The 14192-nt window shown below is 44.0% G+C and carries 12 protein-coding genes; 4 read left to right on the forward strand and 8 right to left on the reverse strand.

Annotated features, from left to right (window positions below):
• Window positions 1-149 precede the first annotated feature (149 nt).
• Entirely contained in the window at window positions 150-944 is a 795-nt protein-coding gene (locus FKQ60_RS04190) for a MetQ/NlpA family ABC transporter substrate-binding protein (RefSeq protein WP_158144166.1), read from the reverse strand.
• 149 nt (window positions 945-1093) lie between these two features.
• Between FKQ60_RS04190 and FKQ60_RS04195 the strand changes: the two genes are divergently transcribed.
• Entirely contained in the window at window positions 1094-1441 is a 348-nt protein-coding gene (locus FKQ60_RS04195; RefSeq protein ID WP_170905370.1) for a carboxymuconolactone decarboxylase family protein, read from the forward strand.
• 104 nt (window positions 1442-1545) lie between these two features.
• On the opposite strand, the gene FKQ60_RS04200 is transcribed toward FKQ60_RS04195, so the two are convergent.
• Complete coding sequence (locus tag FKQ60_RS04200; RefSeq protein WP_170905371.1) at window positions 1546-2535, reverse strand: sulfate ABC transporter substrate-binding protein; 990 nt, start codon at window positions 2533-2535, stop codon at window positions 1546-1548.
• Between the two features lie 288 nt (window positions 2536-2823).
• Here FKQ60_RS04200 and FKQ60_RS04205 point away from each other — a divergent pair, with 288 nt between their 5' ends.
• On the forward strand, window positions 2824-4428 hold the full coding sequence (locus tag FKQ60_RS04205) for a BCCT family transporter (RefSeq protein WP_170906056.1): 1605 nt from the start codon (window positions 2824-2826) through the stop codon (window positions 4426-4428).
• Between the two features lie 51 nt (window positions 4429-4479).
• Here FKQ60_RS04205 and FKQ60_RS04210 read toward each other — a convergent pair whose 3' ends face one another.
• Complete coding sequence (locus FKQ60_RS04210) at window positions 4480-6360, reverse strand: methyl-accepting chemotaxis protein (protein ID WP_158138003.1); 1881 nt, start codon at window positions 6358-6360, stop codon at window positions 4480-4482.
• A gap of 453 nt (window positions 6361-6813) precedes the next feature.
• Between FKQ60_RS04210 and FKQ60_RS04215 the strand changes: the two genes are divergently transcribed.
• Window positions 6814-8643, forward strand: coding sequence for a leukocidin family pore-forming toxin (locus tag FKQ60_RS04215; protein ID WP_170905373.1), 1830 nt, complete (start codon window positions 6814-6816; stop codon window positions 8641-8643).
• Between the two features lie 142 nt (window positions 8644-8785).
• Here FKQ60_RS04215 and phaC read toward each other — a convergent pair whose 3' ends face one another.
• The 3 genes from phaC to FKQ60_RS04230 form a co-directional block, all read right to left on the reverse strand.
• Window positions 8786-10558 carry a class I poly(R)-hydroxyalkanoic acid synthase gene (gene phaC, locus FKQ60_RS04220; RefSeq protein WP_170905374.1) on the reverse strand — a complete coding sequence of 591 codons (1773 nt, stop codon included), beginning with the start codon at window positions 10556-10558 and terminating at the stop codon, window positions 8786-8788.
• A gap of 116 nt (window positions 10559-10674) precedes the next feature.
• Window positions 10675-11022, reverse strand: a complete 348-nt coding sequence (locus FKQ60_RS04225) for a phasin family protein (RefSeq protein ID WP_004395799.1) — start codon at window positions 11020-11022, stop codon at window positions 10675-10677.
• A gap of 115 nt (window positions 11023-11137) precedes the next feature.
• Entirely contained in the window at window positions 11138-11878 is a 741-nt protein-coding gene (locus FKQ60_RS04230; protein ID WP_072668727.1) for an SDR family oxidoreductase, read from the reverse strand.
• Window positions 11879-12096: 218 nt separating this feature from the next.
• Here FKQ60_RS04230 and FKQ60_RS17745 point away from each other — a divergent pair, with 218 nt between their 5' ends.
• Entirely contained in the window at window positions 12097-12222 is a 126-nt protein-coding gene (locus FKQ60_RS17745) for a hypothetical protein (RefSeq protein WP_272870233.1), read from the forward strand.
• Between the two features lie 71 nt (window positions 12223-12293).
• Here the strand turns inward: FKQ60_RS17745 and FKQ60_RS04235 are convergent, their stop codons facing one another.
• Window positions 12294-13577, reverse strand: a complete 1284-nt coding sequence (locus FKQ60_RS04235) for a TRAP transporter large permease (protein ID WP_158137995.1) — start codon at window positions 13575-13577, stop codon at window positions 12294-12296.
• Window positions 13574-14062 (reverse strand): TRAP transporter small permease, encoded by a 489-nt coding sequence (locus FKQ60_RS04240; protein WP_170905378.1) that lies wholly within the window; start codon window positions 14060-14062, stop codon window positions 13574-13576. The genes FKQ60_RS04235 and FKQ60_RS04240 overlap by 4 nt, the downstream gene beginning before the upstream one ends.
• Window positions 14063-14192: the final 130 nt, after the last annotated feature.

Here is a 14192-nt window from a genome sequence, read left to right on the forward strand (position 1 = left end):
GCCATAGAGTAGTCGAGGTAATCCATAGTGCCAATGAGCCTAGATAGACTCTAGGCTTTAGGGAAAACGAACGTAACCAATATCGCTGCCGCTGTAAATAAGAAAGGGATAGTTTTATCGCTTCCTATTCAAAAACTTAAAACAGGTATCTAATAAGCAGGCTCAATCGTACCGTTAAACGTTTCGGCAATAAATTCACTCACCGCGGCCGACTGAAAAATCTGTACAAATTGCTGATACACCGCGTTGTCTCGCTCGTTTTCACGAGTGGCAATAACCATTACCGCCAATGGTGCTTGATTGGATTCGAGAAAAATCCCTTGCTTTTTAGGATCTATACCAGCTGACATCACATAGTTCATCGTAATCGCTGCCGCATCAACTTCATCTAAAGTTCGCGGTAACTGAGCGGCATCGACTTCAAGAAACCGCAAATTTTTCGGGTTTTCAACAATATCCCTTGGAGTTGCATTGAAACCGACACCATCACGAAGCGTAATTAAATTCGCATCAGCTAACAGCAGTAAACCACGTCCACCGTTAGTTGGATCATTGGGAATCGCAATCCGTGCATTATCAGGTAAGTCTTGTAATGATCCATGACGATTCGAATAAATCCCCATCCGCATTAAAATCGAGTGACCAATCGATACTAACTTTGCCCCATGATGACGATTGTAGTTGTCTAAAAACGGTTGATGTTGATAACTATTAATATCGATACTGCCATCGGCCAGTGCGGCATTGGGAGTAATAAAATCAGAGAATTCAACAACTTTTACCGTTAAACCGTGTTTAGCCGCTTCTTTAGCGACGGCCTCAACCACTTGAGCATGTGGCCCAACGGTTGCTCCGACCTTAATTTCAGAGCGTTCTTTTTGACCACATGCCGTCAGCCCCAGCAGTAATGTTATCGCTAACGCGCAACGAATCGTACTTTTCATTTTCAGCATCCTTTCTACTCACAAAAAATAAAGACTTCTAGACGTCCATAATAAACGCAATAGAATAATTCGCAACTCGATTTGCTTTTTATTATGTTGCACCTTATATTAGGTTAAACTTATTTAGCAAAAACTAACGAAGAGGTTATATGAAATCTTATTCTCAATTACTCAAAGACAACAATACCTTAGGTAAATCTTATAAACAGCAAAGCCCTGATACCTTATCTGCGTTTATGCAATTACATAAAGCCGCTATGGCTGCTGGTGAGCTGGATCTGAAAACCAAAGAGATGATTGCACTCGGTATTGGTATCGCTGCACGTTGTGATGGTTGTATCGCCGCTCACGTTTTTGCAGCGTTAAAAGCTGGGGCGACACAAGCCGAGCTGGTTGAAGTGATCGATGTTGCTGTACTGATGGGAGGAGGCCCTTCCTTAACTTATGGTATTCAAGCACTGGGAGCAATTGAAGAGTTTGCCGCTGAATCACAATAAATAACGCCTGAAGCTAAAATAGGTTGGGGAGATAAGCGTAAACACTTTCCAGCAACAATCCCCAACCACTTATGGCAATATCATTTTTATCAATCAACGTATTATCAACGACGAGTGATTTGATCGAATGTTGCGCCTTGTGCAAAATGAGTTTGATGTGCCTGCTGCCAACCGCCAAAAACCTCATCGATAGTAAATAGCGTTAAATGAGGAAACACTTCCGTATATTTCTCAGCGATATCAGGATCTCTTGGTCGATAAAAATTTTGCGCGGCAATCTCTTGGCCGACTGGAGAATATAAATACGCCAAATACGCTTGTGCGACCTCACGAGTTCCTTTTCTATCGACTACTCGATCAACCAAACTCACGGTAGGCTCAGCAAGAATAGAGCGACTCGGAACTACGATTTGTAAGCCATGATGATTTAATTTGTTCACCGCGAGCAGAGCTTCATTTTCCCAAGCAATCAACACATCACCTATTTTCCGCTCAACAAACGTGTTCGAAGCGCCACGTGCCCCCGTATCTAAAACGCTGACATTTTCATAAATCGACTTAACAAATTGCTGCGCTTTTTCTTCGTCACCTTGATACTGATCTAAAGCGTATCCCCATGCGGCAAGATAATTCCAGCGAGCGCCACCCGAGGTTTTCGGATTAGGTGTAATGATTTCCACATCAGGTTTGATGAGATCATCCCAATCTCGAATATTTTTAGGGTTCCCCTCTCGGACCAAAAAAACAATCGTCGATGTATAAGGCGCTGAATTATAGGGTAAGCGATGAATCCAATTGGGAGCGATTCTTCCCCCCTCGGCAATCGCATCAATGTCATAAGCGAGTGCTAAAGTCACGACATCGGATTCAATACCATTCATCACGGAAACTGCTTGTCGACCTGATCCGCCGTGGGATTGCCTAACCGTGACATTATGTCCGTTTTCTGCTTGCCAATAAGTGGCGAATGCGGCGTTATATTGTTGATAAAGCTCTCTGGTCGGATCGTAAGAAACATTCAATAACACGGCATCTTTTGCCAAGGTATGTTGAGAAACACTGAATAGAGATAGAGCGAGTAGCCATGTACGCATGAGTCATCTTCCTTAGTTAATATGCGACAAGCAAATTAGCACAACATTTATAACCAAGTTAGAAATATAAATCGATTGAATATTCACTTTTGGAATATTAAACCCATACCTAGCACGCCTCAATATTAACTTGAGCACACCTTGGAAATTCAATCCGGTAACTAGCAAAACAGATGAATTCTCAATCTATTCTGTGTTAGCATGACCAGCTTTTATGATGGACATCACAATTTTCCATTATTGTGACTACCATACTTCCTAAATTTGTTAGGTAAAAAGCGAGTTTTTATGTCTAAAGTTTCTTTGAGTGTTGATGCGTCTTGCATGACAGCATCTGATTACTCCGCCACGCATCCCCCACAGAGCGACTGCACATCGCTATCACAAAAACTTGAGCTTAATAATCCCGTATTATGGCTTAGTGGTAGTTTCCTCTCCTTATTCGTATTATTAGCGGTTACCTCTCCTGAGCTGCTCACTTCTCTGATTGATTCTGGTTTTCGTTATGCCACTCAAGGTTTTGGTGCCTTTTGGCAACTGCTGTTATTGGCTAATTTTGTGATTGGTTTGGCGCTGGCTTTAACCCAAACCGGATCGGTGCGTTTAGGTGGTTTAACATCGCCAGAAATCGATAATATGAAATGGTTATCAATCATTCTTTGCACTTTACTGGCTGGTGGCGGTGTTTTTTGGGCCGCCGCCGAACCTATTGCTCATTTTGTTAACGCTCCACCGATTTTTGCTGACGCCGATTTATCGACAATGGCCATCAACGCACTCTCACAATCTTTTATGCATTGGGGATTTTTAGCTTGGGCCATTTTAGGTTGCCTTTCTTCCATCGTACTGATGCATTTACATTACGATAAAGGACTCCCTCTAAAACCTCGTACTCTGCTTTATCCGATTTTAGGTCAACGGGCCGTTACCGGCTGGGTCGCTAACTTAATTGATGCTCTGAGTATTATCGCGGTTGCCGCAGGGACGATTGGCCCGATTGGTTTTTTAGGTTTGCAAATTAGCTACGCACTGCATGCCCTATGGGGTATACCCGATACTTTCACGACACAAATCATCGTTATTTTGTTTGCGATAGCAATGTATACCTTTTCTGCGTTAAGTGGCTTAAGTAAAGGCATTCAAGTGATCAGTCGCTATAACATTATTTTGGCGGTGATTTTAGTTCTGTTTATCCTAACTTTTGGCCCAACGGGATTTATTATTGATGGCTACTTACAAGGTGTCGCCTTGATGGTTGATAACTTTGTTCCTATGGCGCTCTATCGTGCTGACACAGACTGGCTCAGTTGGTGGACAGTCTTTTTCTGGGGCTGGTTTATTGGTTACGGACCGATGATGGCGATCTTTATTGCACGCATTTCACGTGGACGCACAGTACGCCAATTGATTCTTGCGATTAGTATCGCCGCTCCGCTGATCACCTGTTTTTGGTTTAGTATTGTTGGCGGCAGTGGATTGGCTTTTGAATTGGCTAACCCAGGCGTTATTGCTCAAGGTTTTGAAGGGTTTAACTTACCTGGTGCATTATTGGCAATCACCGCTCAACTGCCCTTCCCGACCTTAATGGCTTTGCTATTTCTGGTGTTAACCACCACCTTTATTGTCACTACTGGGGATTCAATGACCTACACGATTAGCGTCGTGATCAGTGGCGAGGCTAATCCTAATGCTGCGATTCGGACCTTTTGGGGCGTAGTGATGGGAGCGATGGCGATCGTTCTGATATCAATGGGAGAAGGGAGCATTTCAGCGCTACAATCTTTCATTGTCATCACCGCCGTACCCGCTTCACTGATTTTACTGCCTTCACTATGGCAAGCGCCTAAAATGGCGACTCAAATGGCCAAAGACCAAGGTATATTGATGAAATAACAAAGGGGCTAAAAGCCCCTTTTTAAATAACACACTGACGGTAATCGCTGACTAAATTTTAAACTGTGATACTTGTTGATGCAGTTGATCCGCTTGCTCAGTCAGAGTTTGCGTCGCTTCGGTTAACTGATGCGATGCCTGTTCAGTTTGTGATGATAAATCATTAATATTCACCACATTTTGGTTAATCAGCTCAGCCACGGATGATTGCTCTTCTGCCGCTGTCGCTATTTGTAAGTTCATATCGGCGATTAAGGTAATCGCTTGATTAACTTGCTCTAAACGAGCGGCCATGTCTTCGGCTTTCGTCACGGTAGTTTGCGCAGCGGAGCGACTTTGAGCCATCACATTGACCACATTTTCCGTTTGCTTAAACAGGCGATCAACCACTTCTTGGATCTGCTGAGTACTTTGTTGCGTACGACCTGCTAATCCACGCACTTCATCGGCAACCACCGCAAAACCACGGCCATGCTCTCCCGCTCGGGCAGCCTCAATCGCCGCGTTTAAAGCGAGTAAATTGGTTTGTTCAGAAACGGCGCTGATCACATCCAGCATACCCACAATATCTTGCGTTCCGGTTTGTAACTCCGCAATCGTTGAACTACTGCCTTGCAAGGTATCATCCAAATGTTTTAATTGTTGTAAGGTATCGCGCAGTAACACTTGCCCTTGTTTGGTTTCATTATCTGCTGCAGAGGCTTGACTTGCCGCTTCACTGGCATGACTCGCAACCTCTTGTACGGTGGCGGTCATTTCATTCATTGCGGTCGCAACTTGATCCGTTTCTGAACTTTGCTGAGCGACCACACCTGCGCTTTGTCGTGTCACTTGTGCCAAGGTGCTCGAAGCTGCCGACACCGATTGAGCGGTATTATTAACTTCGTTCACCAACAGATGAATCTTTTCAACAAAGGTATTAAACGCTTTGGCAATAGTGGCAATTTCATCGCTGCCATGCGCTTCGATACGTTTGGTTAAGTCCCCTTCTCCTTGACCGATATCGGTCATTGCTAAGCTGACTTCTTGTAAACGTCTAAACCCTGAAGCGCTAGAGATCCACATCACACCGGTGGCAACCAACCCAATCAATAGCACCGCAATAACCGTCCAACGGATCATGCTGTAGATACCCGATAAGGCATCTTGTTTATCGAGAGCAATATTCAACGACCAGTTGGTGCCCGGTATTGCCTGACTGGTGAGATAAATGGCTTGACCTTGCAACGTGAGTTCGCGATGACCTTGACGCTGAATATCACTTAACATGTTTTGCGTTAAGTTGGGGTTCAAATCACGTAAGCTTTTTAAACTCAAATTTGGATTCGGATGAGCAATAATAGTCCCGCTGTTATCGGTTAAAAATGCAAAACTGTTTTGTGTTGGCGCAATGGCGCGCACGGTATCGATGATAAAGGTTAAAGGAATATCCCCTGCTAATACACCGCGACTGGCGTTATTGCCCAATCCATGAGTAAAGGTGACCACTAAGCTGGTTTGGCCATCTAGCGCATCTTCATAAGGTGCCGTTGTCGCGACGCCGCTCTGCGTAGCCGCCAAGCGATACCATTCACGAGTCAATGGATTGTAATCACTCGGTGGTTGCCATTCATCGGAAAACACCGCAGAGCCATCAGGACGCGCGAAATACGCCGCTAAAAAACCACCGCCATCACTCAGTTGCTTTAGAGCAGACAAAGGATCTCGCTGTTCCAAAACCTTTCCGGTGGCCATCAGCATGTTTTTTCGCTCATCCATCCAGTTAGAAATTGAGCTCGATTGAGTTTGTAGCTGTTGTTGTAAATTACGGCTGATTTGCAAACGGAGCGTTTCAGAGCTAACTCTCACGATTAAAACCGCCGTCACAACCAATGAAATCACGATCAATCCCACGCTGATCGCGGTGATTTTAGCTCGAAAAGACTTGAACATCCTTGCACTCCTCATCTGACTACCTGTGAATAATATCGTCCTTTACTATCGGCGAATCAAAGGCAACCTTTATCATAAATTAATCACTAGTGTACCAATTTCACCCCGACATATTTTTGACACTACTCTCGCTTTGATTAAACCAACGAATCACAGCCAAGAATTCTGCAGCAAGGTAACAGTATCGCCTACCGCTATTGATAACTAAGGCTTATCAAACCTTGAAGATACTTTAGTTCATTTTCTCCTGATGTTTTTTTTGTGATCTTGAGCCACGAATTTTATTTAATTTGTTTCAAATTGTTACCACAAAACATATTAATAGATTTAGCAGTAATGGATCATTTAATAACCATATGAATACGTTATCTGCTGCAACCCAAAGGGCAAAGATGTTCAGCCATAGCGCAACGTTAAGTCACAGGGTAATACCATTCATCAAGAGGTAATCCTATGCCTATCTATAACAATAAAACCATCGCGTTAGCCGCGATATTATCAGGCTTGGTATGGAATACCGCCTATGCAGATGTTCAGCAACCACAAGGTGTGGCGGTTGAAATGCTGAGTACGCTTCAGGATGATAGCCAAGTTAGTTATTTAAATGCCGCTGAATTGTTGGTGGAAGAAGGAACAGTACCAACGTTAAGTGATGTGCGCGATAGCGTGCTTCGCCAGCATCAGCGCTACTTGATAGATTTTAGTAATATCAGTGATGAACAGGGTAAAACACAAGCCAAAGCGCTATTACGCGGTCAATTAGGTGTCGCGTTGAGCAGTGATTTCTGGCTAATTACCGAACATAAAGGAGAATTATTGTTCACGGGGTTAGATGATGAAAATGATCCAAGTATTCAGTTACTTGAAGCTCAACCTGTTACTCATTCTCGCCAACGGCGTAGTATTGATAGCCGCACTAATGCGACAAGCGAAGCTAACAGCTTGCCGCATGTTGCGTTTTATGTGAATGTTCATCGCCCAATCAGCGATGAAGAGTGCACCTTTAAAAACTCACATTTATGGGATAAAGGGACTCGCGTCTTTTGTGATAACCCGAACATCTCGTTGATCTATCGAGTTAACTATGAACGTTCTCTGCAATTTGGTACCACTGGCTCAGCAACACCAGACGCCAAAATTGTTCGTATCAGTTTGGATGACGATACCACTGGAGCCGGTATTCATCTCAATGATAAGTTAAGCTGGCGTCAATATGCAGCCGACTACCTCACTCTCGATGCCTATTTCAGAGATTGGTCAACGGATGCTATCGCACAGGATTATCAGTTTGTCTTCAACACATCGAATAATAAAGCGCAAATTTTAAAAACCTTCCCGCGTGAAAATATTAATTCTGACTATGAAATCAAGGAAGTGTCTGGTTTCCAAGTTGGCGTCAATGGCGGTGTTGAAGTCAATAAAGATGGTCCGAAAGCCAAACTAGAAGCTAACGCTAGTTACAACCAAAGCCGTTGGTTAACCTTTAAAACTCACGATTATAAAGTCGCACGCAGTACGCCAAGCCCACAAAAAGTTCGTTTTACTTGGGAGCGCGATCAATACGCAACGGCTGAGTCTTTACTGGATCGCTGGACAGATGCACTATGGGTAAATACTTATCCGATTGATACCAACAAGATCAACCCAATCGGTTACGCCAGCTTTGTTCCGAAAATGGATGTGATCTACAGCGCTGCTCCAACTGAAACTGGCACTACCGAGTTTACGATTGATTCTTCGGTCAATATCCGTCCAATCTATAACGGCGCTTATAAGCATTATTACGTTTTTGGTGGCCATCAATCTTACCATGGGTTTGAAAACGATGGACGTCGCCGAGTCGGTAAAACCACCAGCTTCACCGTTGATTGGCAACATCCGGTATTTACCGGTGGCAGACCGGTTAACTTACAACTTGCCAGCTTTAATAACCGCTGCGTTGAGGTGAATGGCGATCAATCGATAACCGCCAGTGAGTGTGCCGATAACAAACAAGCTCAATCGTTTATTTATGATCAGCTAGGGCGTTACGTGAGTGCAGCGAACACCGCTTATTGTTTAGATGGTGATAATCTGAATGCCCTTCAGCAATGTAACTCAAGCTTAAGCCAGCGCTGGGAGTGGATCCCTAATAGCGATACCTTAAGTAATGTATACAGTCACCAAAGCCTAGGCCATGATACAACAACGGGACAACTCGGTTTATACGCCAGCGATCAATCGAATATCAGCGTGCGTACCATTACCAGCTACACCAATGTGTTTAATCCTGATAATCAATAATCTATTTTTCAGGTTTACTAACAAAAATCGTTAATAAAAAGCCGCCGCATGAAATCATCTTCCGCGGCGGCTTTCATCCTATTGAGACGACCCTATCAGTGCTATAAATAGGCGCTATCCATCTTATTATTCAACTATCGGTTTATTCAACTATCGGTAGCGTTTGTTTCACATAACTGCCCGGCGCGGCTTCAAGAGCAGGGAAATTATCACTGCCGATGGGATAAGCGGGAACCAATGATTCAGGGCTAAACTGAGCAAGCCATTGATCCCAATGGGTCCACCATGAACCTTCCGCACGTTGCGCATTGGCTAACCACTCATCCGCCGATTCATCTAAGCTGTCATTGACCCAATAACCGTACTTATTTTTAGCTGGTGGATTAACAATCCCAGCGATGTGACCAGATTCACCGAGCACAAAAGTTTTATTACCTCCCATGGCTAACGCGCCGCGGTAAGTACCTTGCCATAAAGCAATGTGATCGTCCTTGGCGGAGATAAAGTAGCTTGGAATGCGAATTTTATTCAGATCAATCCATACCCCACCAATTTTTACCCCTTTATCTTGCACTAGCTGATTATTGAGATACAACTCGCGCAGTAAGAAGTTATGGGTATTGGCCGCAACGTTGGTGCTATCGCTATTCCAATACAAAAGATCAAAATCAACCGGGCTCGTGCCTTTTAAATAGTTATCAATGTAATAATTCCAATACAGGCTATTTTCACGTAACAAACTAAAGGTCACACTCAGCGAACGGCCATCCATAAAGCCTTGCGCGCTATTTTGCGCTTCAATGGCACTAATGATGGTATCGTTAATGTAAGCACCCACTTCGCCAGGTTGAGAAAAATCCAGTAAAGTGGTAAAAAAACTCGCCGATTTAATCCGTTTTTTCATTCGTTTCGCAGCATAGTAAGCAATAGCAGAGGCTAATGCCGTACCACCAATACAGTAACCTGCTGCGTTGATTTGCTCTTGTCCGGTAATATCTTCAATTACCGATACCGCTTGCACCACACCATCGAGAACATAGTTGTCAAAACCAATTTCACTTTGTGCCTGTCCAGGATTGCGCCAAGAGATCATAAACACACAGTGCCCTTGCTCTAACAGCCAGCGCACCATGGAGTTTTTCTCAGTTAAATCAAGAATATAATACTTATTAATAAACGGCGGCACGATCAAAAGCGGAGTTGCCTTAACCTGCTCTGTGACCGGTGTGTATTGAATTAACTCGAACAACTCATTACGGTACACCACTTTACCGGCAGTACTGGCTATCTCTTCACCCAGTCGAAAAGCTTGCTCGTTGGTCATGCGAACTTTCAAAATATCAGCACTGGACTGCAAATCTTCTTTAAGCAGCTCCATACCTTTGAGTAAATTCTGCCCATTATTTTCAATGGTGAGTTTGAGCAGCTCAGGGTTCGTGGCAATAAAATTCGAAGGCGACATCGCATTGATCATCTGCCTTGAAAAAAAGCTGATCCGCTCTTTGGTTTTCTCATCAACACCTTCAATCGCATTGATGGTCTCCATGTAGGTTTTACAAAACAGCAAGTACGACTGCTTAATAAAATTGTACATGGCCTGTGACTGCCATGTTTCATCGTTAAATCGTTTATCGCCTTTCTCAGCCTCAATCACACTCTGGGTGTTACCGGATAGCACCACTTGCTGCCATATTTGCATTTGTTGCTCCCACCACTGGGTTTGCAACTGCAGCAACGCGGTCGGTTGATTAACGGCTTGTTCAAAAAACTTCGCACTATCTTCAAAGTTCACTGCTTGAATGGCTTGGTTTAAAGGAGAGTTAGCGGCCATCTTGTTCGCTTCAAAATCCTGCCACCACTGTTGATTGGTTTCTTGCAGCTTAACCAGATAGTCCGAAAAGAAATGTTGCAACATAAAGTACTCCCTTACTCGGAACAGCGCCGCCGAAAAAGGGCGGCGCTTTAATAGATACCTTGATCACCGGAAGCGTGTTATCTCGCAAACGCTTCCAGTTATAAAACGATCACAGGCTATTGTGGAGTCGCCGTTTTGATATTTTCTGAAGTCAACGTTTCAATATCTTGCTTGAACTCTTTCGCCGCCGCTTGCAATTTATTGCTATCGTCTAGCATCTGCTGCGACAGTTTACTCAGAACGCCCAATTGCTGACTACTGAACGCCGCGAGTGTATTAACATCTTTAATCTCTGACGCTGCTTTCATCTGAGCCATACCCATTTCGCTGTATGTGCGCATTGCATTCAGTTGTAGCTCTGTCAATAGCTCAACGTTTTTAGTCATTAACTGATTAAACTTAAAAAACGGTTGCATGTTTTTTTCTGCTTGATCGGTGAAAGTTTTAAAAAAATCCGTGTACATAAGTATTTCCTCATTAATTAACGCTGTTATCGATACCTAACCCAAAGCACGATTGCTTGGGCAAAAATGATCATGATGAAGAGGCATTCGTTGTTCACTCAATGCCACTTCACTATTAGTTCATGTATAAGCCGCCATTGACAGAGAGCGTCTCACCAGTGATATAAGCCCCGCCATCTCCCGCAAGGAAAGAGACCGCTTTAGCAATCTCTTCTGGAGTCGCTAAACGCTGCATCGGGATCTGAGATTTTATCGACGCCAAGACCTCTTCTCGCATCTGCTCAACCATCGGCGTCGCGGTATAACCGGGCGCGACCGCATTGACCGTTACCCCACTACGCGCACCTTCTAAGGCTAACGCCTTGGTAAAACCAATCATTCCTGCTTTAGCCGCCGCGTAATTAACTTGGCCAAATTGACCTTTTAAACCATTCACCGAAGAGATATTAATGATTCGCCCTTGGCCTTTTTCACACATCGCCGAAAATAAGGGACGAGTAACATTAAACACGCTGTTCAGATTGGTGTTAATGACATCAAACCAATCCTCTGCGGACATTTTTTTCAATTGAGAATCGCGCGTAATACCAGCATTATTGACCACCACATCGATGGAGCCCTCTTCACTCAGTAACTGAGTTAAACGTTCACTGCACTGCTCGGTATCAGTCACATCGAGCTCAAATAAACGCACTTGTTGCTCGGTAAATCCCTTCTCATTGAACCAATCGATAGCGCATTGATAATTTCCGGTGTAATACGTCGCAACCACTCGATAACCATCGGCAACCAGTTGTGAGCTGATCGCAGATCCGATGCCACCTTTCGATCCGGTTATTAACGCTACTTTTTTCATGCCTACACTCCCTTGCTAAGCCTAAGGTTCACCTGAGCTAATCTTGATGATGACTCACTGTCCACTTTTAACGTTTATTCAATAATTCGAACAGTTGTTTAACTTACTTAAAATAAAGCAACAACATGACATTGCAATTGTAAAAATCAACTTGTTGCATAAAATTGAAATAGATCTCGTTTTCACTGCAAAGCGAAGAAAAGGAAAAAACCACAATAATGAAAGATAAGATCGCGATCTGGATTTTTATCGACACGTTTAACGATAATACACTGTGGTCAGATGAGAAAAGCAGAGAGAAGAAGCATAAAAAAGCCATCATGCCCAATGGCGATGATGGCTGATTACAACTCGATGTTAAGGAGACGCCAACCTTACTGGCGGCCTATCGCATCAAAAGTGAGGCGTTATTTTATTAAATTGCATTCGGTAACCACATCACTAACGATTCTGAGAAGGTGAGCAGCATTAATACCGCCAATAGCGCAATCAAAAACGGAATCACCTCTTTCATGAACTCAATCATCCGAACTTTCAAAATGGAGCAAACGGTAAACATCATCGACCCAAACGGCGGGGTTACGCCACCAATCATGATATTAACGATGACGATCACGCCAAAGTGTACCGGATTGACCCCCGCATTCAGGACGGCAGGCAGCAATAATGGCGTCAAGATAATCATCGCTGCACCACCTTCAATAAACATCCCCACCACCAACAGCAATAAGTTAATCAGCAGTAGCAGCAACAGTTTATTATCGGTTAACTCAATCAAAGCACTGGCCACCGTCTGCGGAATACGCTCCAACGTCATGTAGTAGCCAAACACCATCGCCCCAATAATGATGAACATCACCGTACTGGTGCCTTGAACGGTTTCGCGCAAAATCGCCGCAAAGTGATGCGGTTTTAATTGACGATAAATGAACAAGCCAATCAGGCTACACAACATCACGGCAATCGCACCAGCTTCGGTGGGCGTAAACAAACCAAAACGCATGCCTAAAATAATCCCAAAAGGGATCAACAGCGCTGGTAAAGCTTGGAAAAAATAACGCCCGCGTTCGCCCCAAGACGCCGCTTTATCACGAGAAGGTGGATACCCCCGCCGACGAGCGATCCAAGCGACGGTAATCATCAGTGAGATAGCCATCAAAAAGGCCGGTACGTACCCTGCCAAAAACATTTGGTGAACAGAAACGTTGGCCAGCAAGGCAAAGATGATCAAATTAATCCCTGGCGGGATAACCGGGCTAATACTCGAAGAAGCTGCGGTTAACGCCGCAGTAAACGGTAAGCCATAACCTCGCTTAGTCATCTCCGGTGCCAATATTTTCGATTGCATCGCCGCATCGGCATTGGCCGAACCTGAAACTCCGCCCATTAAGGTACTTAATGCCACGTTGACTTGCGCTAAACCACCGACTTTATGGCCAATCAGCGCATCGGCGAACGCCAATAAGCTGCGGCTAATACCGGAATAGTTCATTACCGACCCCACCATAATAAAGAACGGGATCGCCAGTAGTGGAAAAGAGGAAGCGGCAGAGATAAAGCGCTGCATCACCAAACTGACTGGAATGACATCATTAATGAAAATAAAATAGACCATGGCAGAAGCAATCAACGAAAAAGCAATCGGTACATTAAGTAAAAACAGGACAAACAAAATACCGATCGGAAGATAACTGATCATGATGCTTTTTCCTCACATCCAGCCCAAGATTGACCGCGCATCTTGGCAATCTCTTGATAAAGAAAAATAAAACTGTGTAATAACATCAATCCAAATGACAGTACCAAAACACTGTTAATCGCAAAATAAGACATCCCCATCACTGGCGTCACCTTGTTCGATAACATGGTGTACTGATAACTTAAATGGGCCATACCGCCATTAACGACAATCAAAAATAGTAATGAGAGAATTTTAAACGGCGATTGAAAACGCTCGGGTAATAAAATCACCAGAACATCCACCCCCATATGCATACGATGTTTGTAACATGAGCTTATCCCAAAATAGACCGCCCAAATAAAACAGACCACGGCAAGCTCTTCGCTCCATGGCACCACAAACCCAAACCCGTAACGCAAAATAACGTTGGCGATAACCATTAAAACGGTTACCGATATGGCCAGCGAAGCAAGCACTTCTTCTAAATAACGCCAAACTAAAATCACAACCTTCATTGGTGCTACTTCCTATCCAATGGCTTGAAAATAAAAACGCGTAACCAACAGATTCAAGGCTTATATTCAGCCTGTTCAGCCGGTTACGCGATACCCTTCTTCATCAATCACTGAGACG

Source organism: Vibrio sp. A11, assembly GCF_013048705.1.
Classification (GTDB): Bacteria; Pseudomonadota; Gammaproteobacteria; order Enterobacterales; family Vibrionaceae; genus Vibrio; species Vibrio metschnikovii.